The organism is Enterobacter sp. N18-03635 (genome assembly GCF_004006055.1).
Classification (GTDB): domain Bacteria; phylum Pseudomonadota; class Gammaproteobacteria; order Enterobacterales; family Enterobacteriaceae; genus Enterobacter; species Enterobacter vonholyi.
On record NZ_CP034769.1, the window covers coordinates 3,354,148 to 3,374,517 of the forward strand.

At 57.1% G+C, this 20,370-nt stretch carries 17 protein-coding genes; 11 read left to right on the forward strand and 6 right to left on the reverse strand.

Annotation, left to right across the window (positions count from 1 at the left end; all coding sequences use genetic code 11):
- Positions 1-138 precede the first annotated feature (138 nt).
- The 3 genes from celB to ELK40_RS16675 are packed head-to-tail and all read left to right on the forward strand — an operon-like array spanning position 139 to position 3,839.
- Positions 139-1,458 carry a PTS cellobiose transporter subunit IIC gene (gene celB / locus ELK40_RS16665; protein WP_115875973.1) on the forward strand — a complete coding sequence of 440 codons (1,320 nt, stop codon included), beginning with the start codon at positions 139-141 and terminating at the stop codon, positions 1,456-1,458.
- A 3-nt stretch (positions 1,459-1,461) separates the two neighbouring features.
- Positions 1,462-2,418, forward strand: coding sequence for a N(4)-(beta-N-acetylglucosaminyl)-L-asparaginase (locus ELK40_RS16670; RefSeq protein ID WP_115875974.1), 957 nt, complete (start codon positions 1,462-1,464; stop codon positions 2,416-2,418).
- Positions 2,418-3,839, forward strand: coding sequence for a leucyl aminopeptidase family protein (locus ELK40_RS16675; protein ID WP_127732821.1), 1,422 nt, complete (start codon positions 2,418-2,420; stop codon positions 3,837-3,839). Before ELK40_RS16670 ends, ELK40_RS16675 begins: the two co-directional genes overlap by 1 nt.
- Positions 3,840-3,859: 20 nt before the next feature.
- On the opposite strand, the gene ELK40_RS16680 is transcribed toward ELK40_RS16675, so the two are convergent.
- From ELK40_RS16680 to ELK40_RS16695, 4 genes are all read right to left on the reverse strand, one after another.
- Positions 3,860-4,561, reverse strand: a complete 702-nt coding sequence (locus ELK40_RS16680; RefSeq protein WP_211438414.1) for a DnaA inactivator Hda — start codon at positions 4,559-4,561, stop codon at positions 3,860-3,862.
- Positions 4,562-4,657: 96 nt separating this feature from the next.
- Positions 4,658-5,947 carry a uracil permease gene (gene uraA / locus ELK40_RS16685; RefSeq protein ID WP_045399708.1) on the reverse strand — a complete coding sequence of 430 codons (1,290 nt, stop codon included), beginning with the start codon at positions 5,945-5,947 and terminating at the stop codon, positions 4,658-4,660.
- 86 nt (positions 5,948-6,033) lie between these two features.
- Positions 6,034-6,660, reverse strand: coding sequence for a uracil phosphoribosyltransferase (gene upp / locus ELK40_RS16690; RefSeq protein WP_023308769.1), 627 nt, complete (start codon positions 6,658-6,660; stop codon positions 6,034-6,036).
- Between the two features lie 227 nt (positions 6,661-6,887).
- Positions 6,888-8,318 (reverse strand): 6-phospho-beta-glucosidase, encoded by a 1,431-nt coding sequence (locus ELK40_RS16695; RefSeq protein WP_127731912.1) that lies wholly within the window; start codon positions 8,316-8,318, stop codon positions 6,888-6,890.
- 266 nt (positions 8,319-8,584) lie between these two features.
- Here ELK40_RS16695 and purM point away from each other — a divergent pair, with 266 nt between their 5' ends.
- From purM to ppx, 4 genes are all read left to right on the forward strand, one after another.
- The gene (gene purM, locus ELK40_RS16700) at positions 8,585-9,622 is read left to right on the forward strand and encodes a phosphoribosylformylglycinamidine cyclo-ligase (RefSeq protein WP_127731913.1); all 1,038 of its coding nucleotides are present in this window, start codon (positions 8,585-8,587) and stop codon (positions 9,620-9,622) included.
- The gene (gene purN / locus ELK40_RS16705) at positions 9,619-10,260 is read left to right on the forward strand and encodes a phosphoribosylglycinamide formyltransferase (RefSeq protein ID WP_127731915.1); all 642 of its coding nucleotides are present in this window, start codon (positions 9,619-9,621) and stop codon (positions 10,258-10,260) included. The genes purM and purN overlap by 4 nt, the downstream gene beginning before the upstream one ends.
- A gap of 207 nt (positions 10,261-10,467) precedes the next feature.
- Positions 10,468-12,528, forward strand: a complete 2,061-nt coding sequence (gene ppk1 / locus ELK40_RS16710; protein ID WP_111965176.1) for a polyphosphate kinase 1 — start codon at positions 10,468-10,470, stop codon at positions 12,526-12,528.
- Positions 12,529-12,531: 3 nt separating this feature from the next.
- Positions 12,532-14,070, forward strand: a complete 1,539-nt coding sequence (gene ppx, locus ELK40_RS16715; RefSeq protein ID WP_045399702.1) for an exopolyphosphatase — start codon at positions 12,532-12,534, stop codon at positions 14,068-14,070.
- Between the two features lie 4 nt (positions 14,071-14,074).
- On the opposite strand, the gene ELK40_RS16720 is transcribed toward ppx, so the two are convergent.
- On the reverse strand, positions 14,075-16,315 hold the full coding sequence (locus ELK40_RS16720) for an EAL domain-containing protein (RefSeq protein WP_127731917.1): 2,241 nt from the start codon (positions 16,313-16,315) through the stop codon (positions 14,075-14,077).
- A 353-nt stretch (positions 16,316-16,668) separates the two neighbouring features.
- Here ELK40_RS16720 and ELK40_RS16725 point away from each other — a divergent pair, with 353 nt between their 5' ends.
- Entirely contained in the window at positions 16,669-16,857 is a 189-nt protein-coding gene (locus ELK40_RS16725; protein ID WP_021241815.1) for a YfgG family protein, read from the forward strand.
- Here the strand turns inward: ELK40_RS16725 and ELK40_RS16730 are convergent.
- Positions 16,854-17,735, reverse strand: a complete 882-nt coding sequence (locus tag ELK40_RS16730) for a LysR family transcriptional regulator (protein ID WP_127731919.1) — start codon at positions 17,733-17,735, stop codon at positions 16,854-16,856. The genes ELK40_RS16725 and ELK40_RS16730 overlap by 4 nt on opposite strands.
- Positions 17,736-17,832: 97 nt before the next feature.
- Between ELK40_RS16730 and ELK40_RS16735 the strand changes: the two genes are divergently transcribed.
- From ELK40_RS16735 to ELK40_RS16745, 3 genes are read left to right on the forward strand one after another with little or no spacing between them, the layout of a single operon-like run.
- On the forward strand, positions 17,833-19,062 hold the full coding sequence (locus ELK40_RS16735; RefSeq protein WP_127731921.1) for an MFS transporter: 1,230 nt from the start codon (positions 17,833-17,835) through the stop codon (positions 19,060-19,062).
- A gap of 51 nt (positions 19,063-19,113) precedes the next feature.
- Positions 19,114-19,581, forward strand: a complete 468-nt coding sequence (locus ELK40_RS16740; protein ID WP_127731923.1) for a DUF6130 family protein — start codon at positions 19,114-19,116, stop codon at positions 19,579-19,581.
- 11 nt (positions 19,582-19,592) lie between these two features.
- A complete protein-coding gene (locus ELK40_RS16745) occupies positions 19,593-20,336 on the forward strand; it encodes an alpha/beta hydrolase (protein WP_127731925.1) in 744 nt (247 codons plus the stop codon).
- Positions 20,337-20,370 lie beyond the last annotated feature (34 nt).

Consider the following 20,370-nt stretch of genomic DNA (forward strand, 5'->3'; position numbering starts at 1 on the left):
CCTCAGAACTAATCTTATGAGATTTATACTACAGCAGCGATTGCTTTGTGACCGATTTCACCTTTCGCTCGCCACGCTTCACTGATAATTCCCAGACATAACACAACCAACACCCCTCAATCTTGTACGGAGTTCACAATGAACAATGTTCTGGGATTTCTTGAAGCAAAACTGATGCCGCTGGCGGCCAAAACGGCCCAGCAGCGTCATCTCGGGGCCATTCGCGGCGCCTACGTATCCTTCATGCCGTTTATCATCGTCGGCTCCGTTCTGCTGGTGATCTCGTCATTCCCGAATCAAGCCTATCAGCAGTTTATGTCTCAGGCCTTTGGTGAGAGCTGGAGCGCCATTATTGAAATCCCGTTCAACGCGGTGTTCTCCACCATGTCGCTGTTCATCAGCTTCCTGGTGGCCTTCCGCCTGGCGGAACACTACGGTGAGGATCGCATCTCCTGCGGCATCCTGGCGCTGGTCGCCTTTCTCATCCTGACGCCCTTTATCAAAGTGGCGGAAAACGGCGGTATTACCGTCATTCCGGTGGAGTGGATTGGCAGCAAAGGGCTGTTCGTGGCGATGATTGGTTCTCTGCTGTGGACGGAACTGTTCTGCTGGCTCAAGCGCAAAAAACTGGTCATCAAAATGCCGGACGGCGTGCCGCCGGCGGTGCAGGAGTCGTTCGCGGCATTAATCCCGGCCCTGCTGGTGATGATTCTGGTGCTGGGTATCCGTATCGTGTTTGAAAACACCCACTACAACACTATCCACCAGTTTATTTACGAAGTAGTGGCCACGCCGGTGCGCCACTACGGTACCTCTTACTTTGGCGCGCTGATGACGGTCTTCAGCATCACCATTCTCTGGTCAGTGGGCATTAACTCCGGCTCGATGATTAACGGCATCATTCGCCCGCTGTGGATGGAGAACCAGACCGACAACATCGCGGCCATTCAGGCTGGCGCCACGCCGCCGCACATTATCACCGAACAGTTTTTTGACATGATCTGGATGGGCGGCGCGGGGGCCACGCTGTCGCTGGTCATTGCGATGCTGATTTTCGCCCGCAGCAAAAACATGCGGGAAGTGGCGCGCCTCGGCGCCGGGGCGTCAGTGTTTAACATCAACGAACCGATCCTGTTTGGCCTGCCGGTGATCATGAACCCAATCATGCTTATCCCGTTCAATCTGGTGCCGCTGGTGCTGGTTACCGTGCAGTATGCAGCGATGAAGATTGGCGCGGTTGCCGTCACCACCGGGGTGTTTATTCCCTGGACGCTGCCACCCGTTATCAGCGGTTTTATCGTTACCGGGCACCTGAGCGGCAGCGTGATGCAGCTTATCAACCTGCTAATTGGCGCCATGCTGTACCTACCTTTCATGCGTATCGTGGACAAACAGTACCGCGCGGCGGAAATGGTCACCGTTACGCAAACCGACACCACCCTTGCAAAACAGGAGTAAAGCATGTGGGGAATTATCGCGACCTGGAGAATGGCGCTTGAAGGCGTCACCGAGTCTGCATCTGCGCTGGCTGCGGGGAAACCGGTCTCGGCAGCGGTGGTGGATGCCGTCGCCGCCGTCGAAGATTTTCCGTTTTATAAATCCGTCGGCTACGGCGGGCTGCCCACCGAAAATGGCGAAGTGGAGCTGGACGCCGCCTACATGGACGGCGATACGCTGGCGTTTGGTGCCGTGGGCAACCTGGTGGATATCGCCAACCCGGTGCGGGTGGCGCATGCGTTAAGCCGCCAGCGCTACAACAGCCTGCTGGTGGGCCAGGGCGCGCGCGAATGGGCGCTGAGCCAGGGCTTTGCCGACAAAACCATGCTCACTGACCGCGCCTTGCAGCACTACCGCAAACGCTGCCTTGAAACGCTGGATAAGGGCTTAAGCCCTTACGACGGGCATGACACCGTCGGCATTATCGGCCTCGATAAGCAGGGCTCGATGAGCGTCGCCACCTCCACCAGCGGCCTGTTCATGAAAAAGCGCGGTCGACTCGGGGATTCGCCCATTATTGGTTCCGGATTTTACTGCGACAGTGAAACCGGCGCCGCCACCGCCACGGGCGTCGGTGAAGATCTGATGAAAGGCTGCACCAGCTACGAAATCGTCCGCCGCATGGCGCAGGGCATGACGCCCCAGCAGGCTGCCGATTCGGTAGTGTTCGAACTGGAAGACAAGCTGATGTCGCGCTTTGGCCGCGCGGGCGATCTCTCAGTGGTGTGCATGAACAACAAAGGCGAATTTGGTGCCGCAACCAACATCAAAACCTTCTCGTTTGTGGTGGCGACGGCTCGCCAGCCTCTCACCGTTTTTCGTACCGAACGCCTGCGGGAGAAAACGCATTATCACGCGGTAGATGATGAGTGGATGCAGGCCTATGCCGCGCGGATCCGCGCGCCGATTGAGGAGTCATGATGATTACGTATCAGTTTATCAACGCGCTTTCTGACGCGGCTCCGCAGAGCCTTTTGATTGCGTCCGCCTCCTGTACGCATTTGCCCGAAACGGCGCTGGTCGCAGAAATGCGCGAGTCTGCCAGCATCGCTGACACCCGCTTTGGCTGCGCCCCGTTTGCCCGGATCACTCTGCTGCCAGATGCCCTCTGGCAGGATAGCCTGACCGAAGGATTGCTGACGGCGCTGCGCCCGCTGCTGGCCTCGCCCGTCAGCCCCGAGCTGATACTGGACGTTACCAATATCGACGATGTGGTGCTGGCGCAGGTGCTGCGTTTTCTTTTTAATCAGGCGCACAGGCTAAGCGATCTGAAGCTGAAGAAAACGGATGAATCGACAGTGCGCCTTACGCACATTACTGCCCTTTGCCTGCCGGAACAGCAGGCAAAACTGGAGGGAATCTTCCGCCAGCAGCAGGCCATCGCCCACGGCATGGTCGCTGCGCGACGGCTGGCGGATATCCCTCCCGACCGCTGCACGCCGCAGTTTGTGGTGGAAGAGGCGCAAAAACTGTGTGCCGCCTTCCCTTTACTGCGCTGCGAGGTGTTGGATGAAAAGCAAATCGTTGAGCAGAGTCTGGGGCTGCTGCACGCCGTTGGCAAAGGGGCTACCTGTCCGCCACGTCTGCTGGCGATCCATTATGACGGCGTCAACGACGGACCGGTGCGCTGCTATGTGGGTAAAGGCATTACATTTGATACTGGTGGCCTGTGGCTGAAGGAAGGCGCGGGCATGTATACCATGAAATACGACATGTGCGGTGCGGCTAACGTGCTGGGCCTGATGCTGACCGCCGCAGAGCTGGCGCTGCCCGTACGCATTATGGGCGTGCTGGCACTGGCGGAAAACGCCATTGGCCCGAACGCCATGCAGCCCGGCACGGTAGCAACGGCCTGCAACGGGATCACCGTTGAAATCAACAATACCGACGCCGAAGGCCGACTGGTGCTGGCAGACGCCATCGCCTGGGCCAGCCAGCGGCATCCGCAGGCGCGCTATATCATTGATATGGCCACCTTAACCGGTGCGGTCGTGAAGGCGCTGGGGTATGAGCTGAGCGGGCTGATGACGCAGGATGAACCGCTGCGCGCGGCGCTGACGCTGGCGGGTAAGCAGAGCGGCGATGAAGTGTGGTCCCTGCCGCTGGATGCTCGGCTGAAAAAGCAGACCGACAGCGCGATCGCCGATCTGTGCAACACGCCGACCAACAATGCGGCGATTAGCGCTTCGGCGGCGTGGCTGCTGCACCACTTCTGCCCGCCAGCCATTCCGTGGGCGCATCTGGACATCAGCGGTACGGCGCTGTGGCGCGAAAACGGACGGAGCGTGGCATCGGGAAGACCGATTCCACTTCTGGTTGAGCATCTAATTGGGGATATTTAGCCGCCACCGGGCGAGAAAATTCAAAGCTTGAGAATATCTTTCACAAACGGAATGGTCAGCTTGCGCTGGGCGGTAATGGAGGCGCGATCGAGCTGATCGAGCGTGTCAAACAGCGTACGCATTTCGCGATCCAGCCGCTTGAGCAGAAAGCGGCCCACGTCTTCCGGCAGCTCAAATCCGCGCTGTTTTGCGCGCAGCTGTAACGCCTGAAGCTTATCTTCATCCGACAGCGGCTGGAGCTTGTAGATTTGCCCCCAGTCCAGACGAGACGCCAGATCCGGCAGCCCCAGATTCAGCTGTCGCGGTGGACGATCGCCGGTGATCAGCAGCCGGGTTTTGCCCGACTCCAGGATGCGGTTGTAGAGGTTGAAGATCGCCATTTCCCACGGCTCGTCCCCCGCCACGCACTCGATATTATCGATGCAGACCAGCGAGAGATGTTCCATTCCCTCCAGCACCTCAGGCACGAACCACGTACGTTTATCCAGCGGCACGTAGCCTACTGCATCACCGCGCGCTGAAAGCTCCGCGCAGGCGGCATGCAGCAGATGGCTGCGCCCCGCGCCTTCGCGTGACCAGATATAGATGTATCCGCTGTGATCCTGGCGCAGCACGTTTTGCAGTGCAGCCAGTAAAGAGGGGTTATCACCCGGCCAGAAACTCGCGAAAGTTTCGTCGTCAGGGAGATAAAGTGGCAGAGAGAGCTGTGCCGGTCCGTTCAGAAATACCTCAACCAGAGATCCTACGTAAAATCGGAAAGGAGTTTAACACGGAACCTGCAAGGAGAGAACCGGGCGATCCCTCGCCCGACTTTTCGATCAATGTGACGCTTTTTCGCTTTCGTCCGCGTCCAGTACCACCTCTTCAGGGCGGATCACCGAGATCAGCTTGAAGATCAGGCTCAGGCCAACGCCGACGATGGTCGCCAGCGCCATGCCCTTCAGCTCGGCCGCACCGATGTGCACCTTCGCGCCGCTCACGCCGATAATCAGGATTACTGAGGTCAGGATCAGGTTCTGCGCCTTGCTGTAATCCACTTTGGATTCAATCAGCACGCGAATACCGGAGGCACCAATTACCCCGTACAGCAGCAGAGACACGCCGCCCATCACCGGCACCGGGATGATCTGAATCGCTGCCGCCAGCTTGCCGACGCAGGAGAGCAGAATGGCGATGATCGCCGCGCCGCCGATAACCCAGGTACTGTAGACGCGGGTAATCGCCATCACGCCGATGTTCTCACCGTAGGTGGTGTTTGGCGTGGAGCCAAAGAAACCGGAGATAATGGTGGAGAAACCGTTAGCAAACATGGAACGGTGTAGACCCGGGTCACGGATTAAATCGCGCTTAACGATGTTCGCCGTCACCACCAGGTGGCCGACGTGCTCCGCAATCACCACCAGCGCCGCAGGCAGAATGGTGAAAATCGCAAACCATTCGAAGCGAGGGGTGTAGAAGGTTGGCAGCGCGAACCAGTGCGCCTCGGCAATCGGAGTGGTGTCCACCACGCCCATCGCGAAGGAGAGCGCGTAGCCCGCCAGCACGCCGATCAGGATCGGGATGATCGCCATAAAGCCGCGGAACAGGACGGAGCCAAACACCGTTACGCCCAGCGTAACCAGCGAGATGATAATGGTTTTGGAATCCGGTGACTGGCCGTCAGCAGGCAGCAGACCGGCCATATTCGCCGCCACACCCGCCAGTTCAAGACCGATGACCGCAACGATGGCGCCCATTGCCGCAGGCGGGAACATGACGTCCAGCCAGCCGGTACCGGCTTTCTTCACAATGAAGGACACCACGCAGAACAGGACGCCACACATGATAAAGCCGCCCAGCGCGACTTCATAACCCAGCGGCAGCAGCAGCAAAACCGGCGAGATAAACGCGAAGCTTGACCCGAGATACGCCGGGATTTTGCCTTTACAGATAAAGAGGTACAACAACGTACCGATGCCGTTGAACAACAGCACGGTTGCCGGGTTAATGTGGAACAGGATTGGCACCAGCACGGTTGCGCCAAACATGGCGAACAGGTGCTGCAAACTAAGCGGGATAGTCTGTAAAAGCGGCGGTCTTTCACTCACCCCGATAGCACGGCGCGTCATAGTGTTTTCCTCTGAGTAGTATTGTTGTTGGTGTTTTATTCAAAAAAAAGCCGACTATCAAAGTCGGCTTATTTATCGTTATTCGATTATTTCGTACCAAAGATCTTATCGCCGGCATCGCCGAGCCCCGGAATGATGTATCCGTGCTCGTTCAGGCCCTGGTCGATAGAGGCGGTATACAGCTCAACGTCCGGGTGCGCTTTTTCCAGCGCCGCGATCCCTTCCGGAGCCGCAACCAGCACCAGCACCTTAATGCTGTTACAGCCTGCATTTTTCAGCAGGTCGATGGTGGCGATCATCGAACCACCGGTCGCCAGCATCGGGTCAACCACCAGCGCCATACGCTCGTCGATGTTAGACACCAGCTTCTGGAAGTAAGGAACCGGCTCAAGGGTTTCTTCGTTACGGTAGATCCCGACCACGCTGATGCGCGCGCTTGGCACGTGCTCCAGCACGCCTTCCATCATGCCGAGACCGGCACGCAGGATTGGCACCACGGTAATTTTCTTACCTTTGATCTGCTCAACCTGCACCGGGCCGTTCCAGCCTTCGATGGTGACTTTTTCTGTTTCCAGATCGGAGGTCGCTTCGTATGTCAGCAGGCTGCCGACTTCAGATGCCAGTTCGCGAAAACGCTTCGTGCTGATGTCATGCTCACGCATCAGGCCCAACTTGTGTTTAACGAGTGGGTGTTTCACTTCCACAATCTTCATTCTCTTTCTCCTCTGAGGCGGCGTCCGCAAAAAAATCGCGGGATTATACCGCTTTTTTCGGATTAGGCCATACCCATCTTGCTTGACGTATATCAAGCAAAGTGATTTAGAGACAAAAAAAACCGGAGGCGAGACTCCGGCTTGGGTGCGGGTTCTGCCCGGTGGCGCTGCGCTTACGCGGACCTACGTGTAGTGTAGGTCGGGTAAGCGTTAGCGCCACCCGGCAATTACAGGCTATCGCCGTTGCTCGCAATTACCTGCTTATACCAGTCGAACGATTTCTTCTTGCTGCGGTTCAGCGTGCCGTTGCCTTCATTGTCTTTGTCGACAAAGATAAAGCCGTAGCGTTTTTTCATTTCGCCCGTACCGGCAGAAACGAGGTCGATACAGCCCCACGGGGTGTAGCCCATCAGATCCACGCCATCTTCCTCCACCGCTTTTTTCATCTCGCGGATGTGGGCGGACAGGTAGTCAATGCGGTACTGGTCGTTCACCGTGCCGTCGCTCTCCTGCACGTCGATCGCGCCAAAGCCGTTCTCAACGATAAACAGCGGCAGCTGATAGTGATCCCAGAACCAGTTGAGAGAGTAGCGCAGCCCCACCGGGTCAATCTGCCAGCCCCAGTCCGATTTCTGCACGTACGGGTTAGTGACCAGGCTCTTGCTCTCGTCGTAATCCAGCTGCGGGTTATCCGCCGTCGCCTTGGTGGCGAAGGACATATAGTAGCTGAAGCCGATGTAGTCCACGCAGCCCTGCGTCAGCGCGGCTTTATCTTCTTCGGTAATATCCAGCGTAAAGCCGCGACGCGCAAAGTAGTTGAGCAGATGCTGCGGGTACCTGCCGCGCACGTGCACGTCGGTGAACCAGTAGCGGCGGTGCATGGCATTCATCGCCATCATCATATCGTCCGGCGCGCAGGTGAGCGGGTAGATAGGACACATGGCAATCATGCAGCCAATCTGCAGCGACGGGTTAATCTCGCGCCCCGCCTTCACCGCCAGGGCGCTGGCCACCAGCTCATAGTGCGCCGCCTGGAACATCACCGGCTCACGGTCTTCACCCGGCGCGTACTTCAGCCCGGAGTTAGTGAACGGCGCAAAGTCTTCGTGGAAGTTGGCCTGGTTGTTGATCTCGTTGAAGGTCATCCAGTACTTCACTTTATGCTGATAGCGCTGGAATACCACTTTTGCAAAACGAACGAAGAAGTCGATCAGCTTACGGTTGCGCCAGCCGCCGTATTCCGTGACCAGATGGAAAGGCATCTCGAAGTGAGACAGGGTGATAACCGGTTCGATGCCGTACTTCAGGCATTCGTCGAACAGGTTGTCATAGAATTTCAGGCCAGCCTCGTTAGGCTCAAGCTCGTCGCCTTTCGGGAAGATCCGCGTCCAGGCAATAGAGGTGCGGAAGCATTTGAACCCCATCTCGGCAAAGAGTTTGATGTCTTCTTTATAGCGGTGGTAGAAATCAATGGCTTCATGGTTAGGGTAATTTTTCCCTTCCAGCACGCCGTTGGTGATTTCACGCGGCACGCCGTGCGCGCCCGCGGTCATGACGTCGGCCACGCTCACGCCTTTTCCGCCCTCTTTCCAGCCGCCTTCCAGCTGGTGCGCCGCAACGGCCCCACCCCACAGAAAATCTGCTTTAAATCCTGACATTCGCTTTCCCTCATTCTGCGTTATTATCTGCAAAAACAATTACAGAAACCGGTTTCAGTTCGATGATGTGCAAAGGGAATAACCGTTGCAAGCAGTTCTCAGAAACCGGTTTCATTTTCGTGAACAGAGTCAAGTTTGGCTGCATTCACGGGGTGCACAGAAAAAAAGATCTCCACGTCCAGAATAGGCTCGCAAACGTTTGCCTGGACTGTTAGAATTGCGCCGATTTTTCTTACTAGCTATGCAATCGCGTGGGGATTTAAGCCGTGACCAACAAAACTTCTCTCAGCTACAAAGATGCCGGTGTTGATATTGACGCAGGTAATGCGCTGGTTGACCGAATCAAAGGTGTGGTGAAAAAAACCCGCCGCCCGGAAGTGATGGGTGGTCTGGGTGGATTCGGCGCACTGTGCGCGCTGCCGCAAAAATATCGTGAACCTGTTCTGGTCTCGGGTACTGACGGTGTAGGCACCAAGCTGCGCCTGGCGATGGATTTAAAACGTCACGACACGATCGGTATCGATCTGGTCGCGATGTGCGTGAATGACCTGGTGGTACAGGGCGCAGAGCCGCTGTTCTTCCTCGATTATTACGCGACCGGCAAACTGGACGTAGATACCGCGGCAAGAGTGATTAACGGTATCGCCGAAGGCTGTCTGCAGTCTGGCTGCGCGCTGGTCGGTGGTGAAACCGCAGAAATGCCGGGCATGTATCACGGCGAAGATTATGACGTCGCGGGCTTCTGCGTCGGCGTAGTAGAAAAATCAGAAATTATCGACGGCAGCAAAGTGGCCGATGGCGATGTGCTGATCGCGCTGGCCTCCAGCGGCCCGCACTCCAACGGCTACTCCCTGGTGCGTAAAATCCTCGAAGTGAGCGGCTGTGACCCGCTGACGACCGAACTCGACGGTAAACCGCTGGCCGACCATCTGCTGGCGCCGACCCGCATCTACGTGAAGAACGTGCTTGAGCTTATCGAGAACGTCGACGTTCACGCCATTGCCCACCTGACCGGCGGCGGCTTCTGGGAAAATATCCCGCGCGTTCTGCCGGACAACACCCAGGCGGTGATCGACGAATCCTCATGGCAGTGGCCAGCCGTGTTTAACTGGCTGCAGACCGCGGGCAACGTGAGCTCTCACGAAATGTACCGCACCTTTAACTGCGGCGTGGGCATGGTTATCGCCCTGCCGGCGAGCGAAGCGGATAAAGCAGTGAAGCTGCTGACGGAGAAAGGTGAAAACGCGTGGAAAATCGGTACGATTAAAGCCTCCGATTCCGAACAGCGTGTGGTCATTGAATGAAAAACATCGTGGTGCTCATTTCCGGCAACGGAAGCAATTTGCAGGCCATCATAGACGCCTGCAAGCAGAAGAAAATCAACGGCACCATTCGGGCAGTATTCAGCAACAAGGCCGACGCGTTCGGCCTTGAGCGCGCGCGGGAAGCCAACATTCCCGCGCACGCGCTGGAAGCCAGCCAGTTCGCCGGGCGTGAAGCCTTTGACCGCGAGCTGGTGCATGAGATTGATGCCTACGCGCCGGACGTCGTGGTGCTGGCGGGCTATATGCGCATTCTGAGCCCGGCTTTTGTTGCGCACTACGCCGGACGTCTGCTGAATATTCACCCTTCTCTTCTGCCGAAATATCCCGGCCTGCACACCCATCGTCAGGTTCTGGAAAATGGCGATGAGGAGCACGGCACCTCCGTGCATTTCGTTACCGACGAGCTGGACGGCGGCCCGGTTATCCTGCAGGCGAAAGTCCCGGTCTTTGACGGCGATAGCGAAGAAGACGTGACCGAACGCGTGCAGACCCAGGAACACGCCATTTACCCGCTGGTGGTAAGCTGGTTTGTCGACGGACGTCTCGAGATGCGCGACGGCGCTGCCTGGCTGGACGGCGTTAAGTTACCTCCGCAGGGCCATGCGGCGGAAGAGTAGTTTATTATGTCGGGTGGCGCTTCTGCGCTTACCCGACCTGCCTGATGCATTACCCGAATATCCCCTCCCCAACCCTTTAAATTCCCCAACAAAAAAAATAACTGTCATACTTTTCTGGCACTGTTGGACATATCGTGGAAATGCTCGCCATAATAAGGACGAGACGGATTTACCACGTCCTGTGATTGAACTGGAGTGTGAGCTGTAATGGGTCAGGAAAAGTTATATATCGAGAAAGAGCTAAGCTGGTTAGCATTCAACGAACGTGTACTCCAGGAAGCGGCAGACAAAAGTAACCCGCTGATCGAGCGCATGCGTTTTTTGGGTATTTATTCGAACAACCTGGATGAGTTCTACAAAGTTCGCTTTGCCGAGCTGAAAAGACGCATCATCATCAGCGAAGAACAGGGCTTAAACTCGCACTCGCGGCATCTGCTGGGCAAAATCCAGTCCCGCGTGCTGAAAGCCGATCAGGAATTTGACGGCCTGTATAACGAACTGCTGCTGGAGATGGCGCGCAATCAAATCTTCCTGATTAACGAACGCCAGCTTTCCGTTAACCAACAAAACTGGCTGCGCCACTACTTCAAACACTATCTGCGCCAGCACATTACCCCGATTCTGATCAACCGCGAAACCGATCTGGTGCAGTTTTTGAAAGATGACTACACCTACCTGGCGGTGGAAATTATTCGCGGTGAATCTATCCGTTACGCGCTGCTGGAGATCCCATCCGACAAGGTGCCGCGCTTTGTGAACCTGCCGCCGGAAACCCCGCGCAGACGCAAACCAATGATCCTGCTGGATAACATCCTGCGCTACTGTCTGGACGACATCTTCAAAGGCTTCTTCGATTACGATGCGTTAAACGCCTACTCGATGAAAATGACTCGTGACGCCGAATATGACCTGGTGCACGAGATGGAAGCCAGCCTGATGGAGCTGATGTCATCCAGCCTGAAACAGCGCCTGACGGCTGAACCGGTGCGCTTCGTCTATCAGCGCGATATGCCGGACGCCATGGTGGAGATGCTGCGTGAGAAACTGACCATTTCGCGCTATGACTCCATCGTTCCGGGTGGTCGTTACCACAACTTTAAAGATTTTATTGGCTTCCCGAACGTCGGCAAAGCCAATCTGGTAAACAAGCCGCTGCCGCGCCTGCGCCATCTCTGGTTCGATAAATTCCGCAACGGATTCGACGCCATCCGCGAACGCGATGTCCTGCTCTACTATCCGTATCATACGTTTGAGCACGTGCTGGAACTGCTGCGTCAGGCCTCGTTCGACCCGAGCGTGCTGGCGATCAAAATCAACATCTACCGCGTGGCAAAAGATTCCCGCATCATCGATGCGATGATCCACGCGGCGCACAACGCCAAAAAAGTGACCGTGGTGGTGGAGCTGCAGGCGCGCTTCGACGAAGAGGCGAACATTCACTGGGCGCGTCGTCTGACGGAAGCCGGTGTACACGTCATCTTCTCCGCGCCGGGGCTGAAAATTCACGCCAAGCTGTTCCTGATCTCCCGTAAAGAGGGCGACGAGGTGGTGCGCTACGCCCACATCGGTACCGGGAACTTTAACGAGAAAACGGCGCGAATCTATACCGACTACTCGCTGCTGACCGCCGATGCCCGCATCACCAACGAGGTGCGCCGGGTCTTTAACTTTATTGAGAACCCGTACCGTCCGGTGAGCTTTGACTATCTGCTGGTCTCGCCGCAGAACTCGCGCCGTCTGCTGTACGATATGATCGATAAAGAGATCGCCAATGCCCAGAAAGGGCTGTCGTCCGGCATCACGCTGAAGCTTAACAACCTGGTCGATAAAGGGCTGGTGGACAGGCTGTATGCGGCGTCCAGCTCCGGCGTACCGGTTAATCTTCTGATCCGCGGCATGTGCTCGCTGATCCCGGAACTGGAAGGCATCAGCGACAATATTCGCGTGATCAGCATTGTTGACCGCTACCTGGAGCACGATCGGGTCTATATTTTCGATAATGCGGGTGATAAGCAGGTCTATCTCTCTTCGGCTGACTGGATGACGCGCAATATTGACTACCGAATTGAAGTCGCGGCACCGCTGCTGGATCCGCGCCTGAAGCAGCAGATCCTCGACATCATCGAGATTCTGTTCAGCGATACCGTGAAAGCACGCTATATCGACAAAGAACTCAGTAACCGCTATGTACCGCGCGGCAACCGCCGTAAAGTGCGGTCGCAACTGGCGATTTACGACTATATCAAATCACTCGAGCAACCCGATTAACCTATGCCGATAAATGATAAGACCCCACGCCCGCAGGAATTCGCCGCGGTCGATCTTGGCTCTAACAGTTTCCACATGGTCATCGCCCGTGAGGTGGATGGCGCGCTGCAGATCATCGGTCGTCTGAAGCAGCGCGTACACCTGGCGGATGGTCTTGATGAACGCAGCATGCTCAGCGAAGAGGCGATGGAGCGCGGGTTAAACTGCCTGTCGCTGTTTGCTGAGCGCCTGCAGGGCTTCTCGCCCTCCAGCGTGTGCATCGTGGGCACCCATACCCTGCGCCAGGCCCTGAATGCCCCTGAGTTTCTCAAGCGGGCCGAAAAGGTGATCCCCTACCCGATTGAGATCATCTCCGGCAACGAGGAAGCGCGTCTGATCTTCATGGGCGTCGAGCACACCCAGCCGGAAAAAGGGCGCAAGCTGGTGATCGACATCGGCGGTGGTTCTACGGAGCTTGTGATCGGCGAAGACTTTGAGCCGCGCCTGGTGGAAAGCCGCCGTATGGGCTGCGTCAGCTTCGCACAGATGTATTTCCCGGGCGGTAGCATCACCCGCGAGAACTTCCAGCGTGCGCGGATGGCGGCCGTCCAGAAGCTGGAAAACCTGGCCTGGCAGTACCGTATCCAGGGCTGGAACGTGGCGCTTGGCGCGTCGGGTACCATCAAAGCGGCGCATGAAGTGCTGCTGGCGATGGGTGAAAAAGACGGGTTTATCACGCCCGAACGCCTGACATTGCTGACCGAAGAGGTGCTGAAGCATAAAAGTTTTGACGCCTTAAGCCTGCCGGGGCTTTCCGACGAGCGTAAGGTGGTCTTCGTTCCGGGGCTGGCCATCCTCTGCGGCGTGTTTGATGCCCTCGCCATTAAAGAGCTGCGCCTTTCCGACGGCGCGCTGCGCGAAGGTGTGCTGTATGAGATGGAAGGCCGCTTCCGCCATCAGGATATTCGCAGCCGCACCGCGCAAAGCCTGGCTAACCAGTACAACATCGACCGCGAGCAGGCGAAGCGCGTGCTGGACACCACGGTGCAGATGTACGAGCAGTGGGAAGAGCAGAATCCGAAGCTCGCGCACCCGCAGCTTGCCGCGCTGTTAAAATGGGCCGCAATGCTCCACGAGGTGGGGCTCAACATCAACCACAGCGGGATGCATCGCCATTCGGCCTACATTCTGCAAAATAGCGATCTGCCTGGCTTCAACCAGGAGCAGCAAACCATGATGGCGACCCTGGTGCGTTATCACCGCAAAGCTATCAAGCTCGACGACCTGCCGCGCTTCACGCTGTTCAAGAAAAAACAGTTCCTGCCGCTTATACAGCTGCTGCGTCTGGGCGTACTGCTCAATAACCAGCGCCAGGCCACCACCACGCCGCCCACGCTGAAGCTTAAAACCGACGACCATCACTGGACGCTGAGCTTCCCGCACGACTGGTTCAGCCAGAACGCTCTGGTCCTGCTGGACCTGGAAAAAGAGCAGCAGTACTGGGAAGCGGTCACCGGCTGGCTGCTTAAAATTGAAGAAGAGAGCGCCGACGTCGCCGCGTAACGGTTCAGGCGTCCGCGCAGGACGCCTCAGCTTCCAGCAGCGACTCAAGCGGCGCCGGTCTGCCAATCAGATAGCCCTGCACATAATCGATGCCTAGCGCGTGAACCGCGCTACGTATCTCTTCGGTCTCGACGTACTCCGCCACCACCAGCATCTTCTTCATGCGCGCCAGATGGCAGATAGACGCCACAATCTGATAATCCAGGCTGTTGTTGACGATATTGCGGATAAAGCTGCCGTCGATCTTGAGAATATCCGCATCCACGCTTTTCAGCCGCGCATAGCTCGCATAGCCGGTGCCAAAATCATCAATCGCAATACGTACCCCCATTTTCTGCAGCTGCCGGAGGATGTGTAGAGCCTGCTCCGCATTGCAAAAGGTGCTGCACTCCGTCACTTCAAAAATCAGCTGCCACGGCTCAATGGTGTATTTCGCCAGCAGGCGACTGACCTCAAGCGGAAACTGCACCCGACATACGGTTGAGGGGGCCAGATTAATGGCGAAACGCTGGCCGGGCAGCCTTTCGCGATGCGCGGCCAGGAAGCGCAGAGTATACTCCAGCACCCATAAATCCACCCGCGAGGAGAGGCCAAACTCCTGCGCGACGGGCAGGAACCGATCGGGAGAGATCAATAGCCCGTTGGCATCCGGCATCCGGAGCAGGACTTCGTGATAGCAATCGCCACGCAGGCCGCGAACGGGTTGAACCAGCAGGGTGAATTCGTCGTTATCAAGCGCCTTTTGCAGGCGGCTCATCATCGCAACTTTATCCTTCAGGTTACGCTGCAAATGGACGGCCCCACGCTGCTGAAGATTTTCCGGATGGTTGGAGGCGAGCGACAGGTCGGCAACCACGCCCAGTTCACCCAGCACCAGATACAGATGGTTAACCGGGGACCGGACATAGCAATAGCTCACTCCCACCTGAGGCTGAAGCGGCATGCCGTCCCAGACAAAGCGGAACTGTTTGATATGCTCGTCCAGGGTTTCAATCCGCTGCTGGTGCGATTCCGCGTTGAGGCGTACCGCCATGTCGCACCCGGTCAGGTGGTACACCTGCTCGCTGGGCTGGAGAGTACCGTTCACCCACTGCGCCAGCTGCTGCTTGTACTGAATCCGCAGCAACACGCCGTAATTTCGGCCCAGAATTTCCAGCTCCGGAATACGCAGCAGGCAGAGCGCCGACCACGGGTTTTTCGCCAGATCGCGCGACAGCGCCCGCAGGTTAGGCATATGGACGACCGGATCGAGCAGCGCCAGCCTGCGCGAGCGTTTGTTCACCGCGCGCTGCCGGGTTGCGAGCATCGACATATAAATCACCACGAACGAGAAGACCAGGTAACTGGAAGAGGTGATCGCCAGCTGAATGTCATACCCCGGGTTCACCGGGATATAGCGGTAAAAATAGTGAATAGATACCAGCAGTATCGGCGTCCAGATAAGCGAAATCAGCTTATAGCCAAAACGCATCGCGCCCCAGAGCATCACCGGCATGAGCAGCGACAGGGTGTAGTTCGTGGTGAAAATGGAGCTGTTTTCATTCATCGGGAGCAGCAGCAGCGTAAGCAGCCCGCCTAGCGCAATCGCCCACATCAGAAACTCAATGACCGTCACCTTTTTATCTATCTGGGAACGGATCTGCGAGAAAAGGCTTTTGAGATAGCGCGGATGGCGAATCAGGCGGATCAGCAGATAGCTCAGCGGCACGCCCGTCAGCCCGCTGACCAGCAGCGTCTGATAGTTGATGAGCGTGCGAATATTAAGAGGGTTTAATCCCGCAAGGCTCTGCCGGCTCTCATACACGCCTAAATACACCGCAAACTGAAACAGCACCAGAAATAGCGTCGCGGGGTAGAAGACCTGCCAGAAGATGCGCTGCGCCATCAGCCGGATGTCGCCGTATGCGGTCATATTCCGTCTGGGCGCAAACACCCGGTAGCCGCCCCAGCTCAGCACTAAAGGGACGACAAAATGGAGCATACCAGCGACCGTTTCGAACATGCCGACCGAGGGGTAATAGCGGATAAACAGCGACAATACGATCCCGGGCAGCGCTTCCAGCCCAAAGAACATCATCAGCGAAAGCAAAAATGAGAGGGGTAAATAATAGAGTGCCGCAATGCCGTCTCCCAGCTGCGTGAAGGTATTCGCGATGCTCAGCACGGGAAGTAAAACCACAGGCAAAATAAGCGGCAATGCCCACCAGCGGTTTTCATTTTTTTTCAGGAAAGCGAGAATGTTCATAGATGCCCGGTTAAACCCCTTTCGCTCCAGAGGGAAAATAAAGACAGGCATCCAACCTGACGTACGCGCCGCCCGGCGGCGTGCGGGGCGAACTGTGTGGAGGAAGGATTTTAAATATAAGGGCCGGGAATCCGTTGACTTAAATCAAACTACTTTACGCAAATTACTCTTTGTGGCGTTTTTTTTGAAATAATTTTCTTCATATTATCAATATGGTAAATGCATTAATTAAATTCAATAACATTAATAAATGTATACATTGACGGTTATTTACACACTGCAGAATTGACCCCATCTTCCCGCTGTGCCTTAATATCCTTATCGCCCAAAAGGGCTTACCCAGGATAAACAGAGTGAGTCAGGTCACGCGTATGCGCAAACGACATCGATTTAACACCCGAATGACCCGCATCATACTGCTCATCAGCTTTCTGTTTTTCTTTGGCCGCTTCGTTTACTCCTCGATTGGCGCCTGGTACCACCATCAGGACAAAACCCAGTCGCAGCAATCCAGCCTCACCGTCGACACCGCTGACCGCTAAACCGCTAGCACGAGCCGAATAATGGCCGCTATCCCTTTGCTGAGGATTTTATCCTGTCGCATCACCACCGCCAGCTGCCGCTGCAGCATGGGCGTAAGCGACATCACGCATAGCCCTTCGCGATCGTCATCCTGTTCTACCGCCATTCGAGGCACGATGCTGTAGCCCAGCCCCGCGCGAACCATGCGTTTGATCGCCTCGATGCTGCCAAGCTGCATCACCGGTGCGATCGCTAATCCATTAGCCGCAAACCAGCCATCGATCAGCGTCCGGGTTCCGCTACCTGATTCAAAGGCAATCAGCGGCTGAGCGTGCAGCGCATCCGGGGTAAAGTCTCTGAAAACATCCTTCAGCTCCGGCGAGGCGATAAAAACAAACTCTTCGTCCATCACCGGCATGACGTCCAACGCCTTGCCACTCACCGGCAGCGTGACCAGCCCCATATCGAGACGGTTCTCTTCGATGGCCCTGACGATATCGCGGGTGTTGCCCGTCGTCACCCCCACGTTCAGGAGCGGATAGTCGCGTCGTAGCTGCTCCAGCAGAGGTGGCAGAAAATGAATGCAGGCCGTTGCCCCCGTGCCAAGCGTAATAGTGCCGCTCACATCGTGGCTGAATGCGCTCACCGACCGAATGGCGTCATCCACCACCTGCTGAATACGCTCCCCATGCGCCAGCAATGCCTCTCCGGCTGCCGTCGCCTTTATCCCTCGCCCGGTACGCTCCACCAGCCGCGTTTGCAGAAACTGCTCCAGCTGGCGTATTTGCAGGCTGACGGCGGGCTGGGAGATACCCAGCACATCCGCTGCTGCTGAAAAGCTGCCGCGCTGGATCACCAGACGGAAGGTGGCGAGATAGCCCAGATTAAGCGTCGTCATTCAAAGTTTCTCTTATACCGCGCATAAGGTTGCAGCCCTGCCAGCACAATACCGCGCCCGTTATGCTCAGGACAACTGCATAGCGGAATGAAAAATAATGGAAACACCTGCCCTGCCACGCCGCCTCGCCCTCACAGCCGGATGTAATCAACTCATCAACTGGGGGATCTCGTTTTATATGCCGGGCACCTTTGCGCTGGCCATTTCAGCCGACCGTGGATGGTCTTCACCGCAGATTTACCTCGGCCTGACGCTGGCGATGCTGGTGATGGCGGCGGTATCCCCTTTTATAGCCCGCCTGCTGGCATGCTTTGGCGGTCAGACGGTGGTGATGAGCGGAACGTTGCTGATCGCCGCAAGCTGCGCAGGGATGGCGTATACCCAGACGCTTTTTGGCTGGTACTGTGCCTGGCTGGTCGCCGGCACAGGCATGCGCCTGTCGCTTTACGATGCGCTGTTCGCCGCGCTGGTGAACCTCTACGGGCAGCAGGCGCGCAGAACAATCTCACGCGTCACGCTGGCGGGCGGACTGGCCTCCGCCGTCTTCTGGCCGCTGGGCGATGCTCTGCTTCAGGTTATGCGCTGGCAGGACGCGCTGCGCGTCTATGCTCTGCTCGGCCTGCTGAGCGCGGCGCTGATAAGAACGCTTCCCCGTCAGCGGCGAACGATTACGACAAAGCTCACCTCGCCGCCTTTGAGCAACGAGCGGCGTAACGGCTGGCTTTATGCCATCTTCATTACCCTCATTACCTTTGTTTCGAACGGCACGTCCACCCATCTGCCGGAGTTTATTGCCCACTTCGGTCTGCCTGTCGCCATCGGCATGCTGTGGGGGATCGGCCAGACGGGTGCTCGCTCGCTGGAAGTGCTGGCGGGCGCCCGCTTAACCCCCTTCAAACTCACGCTTTTTACCGCGCTCGCCATGCCGCTCTGCTTTCTGGTTGGGCTAAGCAGTTCCCAGTTTGTCTGGTGCGCAGCCGGGTTTGTGCTGGGTTACGGTGCCATCAACGGGTTGGTCACCATCGTGAAAGCCACGCTGCCGCTGGAACTGTTTAGCACCGAAAGCTATGCCCGCCGTACGGGCATGCTGCTTATCCCCGGCCAGCTGATGGCCGCAGCCTCACCGTTTGCCTATGCGTGGCTGAACAAAACGCTGGGGATCGCTGGCGCAATGGGGGTGTCGACGGGGCTGACGCTGGTGATTGCCGGGCTGGCGATAGCGATCGTGCGCTGTCCCGGGAAGCAAACTGTATCGCACTGTATCCAGAGCGCCACGCTGACAAACGGGTACAAAACGCCGCCTCCGGCAAATATCTCCGATACATAAAAATGGTTTTCTTTCCCTGTCGCCATTCAGAACCGATGAGGAGAGAGACCGATGACCCGTCGTTATGCACTTATCACCCTGCTTGTCCTGGCATCTGTAGCCCATGCCCAGGCCACGCCGCTGGACAACCTGAGCGCCGGGGACGTTAACGGCCCCGCCGCCGTTGCCCCGCTGGCGCAGCCGCAGCCGCCAGCAAAGCTGATCGTCGATCCCCCGCTTGCCGGGCCGCTGAGCAAAGGCGCGGTGTTTATACAGTACCGTGCCGAAAACCTGCGCATCGAGCCGGTATTCGGACCTGAAGCGCTCAAGGTCACCCCGCGCGTCGGACACATTCACGTGGTGGTGGATGACGCGCCCTGGCACTGGGCTGACGCCAGCGGAGAGCCGGTAATTCTGGTGGGGCTGCCCGCAGGGAAACACAAGGTGACGATTATTCTGGCCGACCCGACGCACAAGCCGCTCGACCACAAAACCATTGAATTCACCGTACCGCCCCACGCGGCGGTCCACCATTTTTAAGGAGTCTCAAGATGAAAGCACTGACTGTACTAACGGCAGGCCTGCTGGCGCTCTCCGCAAGCGCCTTTGCACAGGGTAAAACAAGCGTCGTGCTGGTTCACGGCGCGTTTGCCGACGGCAGCAGCTGGAATAAGGTGATTACCCTGTTGCAGAAACAGCACGCCGAGGTCATTGCCGTTCAGCTGCCGCTCACGTCGCTCAACGATGACGTTGCCGCCACAAAGCGGGCCATCGCCCGTGCCCAGGGTGACGTAGTGCTGGTGGGCCACTCCTGGGGCGGCACCGTGATTAGCGAGGCGGGAAACGATGCGCGGGTAAAATCGCTGGTGTACGTGGCGGCGTTCGCCCCGGATTCCGGCCAGTCGACGGCGGATCTGGCAGGAAGCTACCCTGCGCCGCCGGGTAGCGCGGGCATTGCCAAAACGGCGGACGGCTATTTATACCTGCCGACGGAAGCCGTCAGGAAGGATTTCGCGCCTGACGTCAAGCCAGCCATTCAAGATACGATTGCAGCCACGCAGGGGCCAATTAAGGCTGAGGCGTTTGGTGAAAAAGTCGTCCACGCGGCGTGGCATGACAAACCGAGCTGGTATGTGGTTAGCAAGAATGACCGAATGATCAACCCCGATCTTGAACGGGCGATGGTGAAGACGATCCACGCGAAAACCACAGAGGTGGCGGCAAGCCACGTGTCTATGGTCAGCCAGCCGCAGATCGTTGCCCGGACGATTGAGCAGGCGATTGAAGCAAAATAATATTTTGTAAATTGTAGGCCGGGTAAGCGCAGCG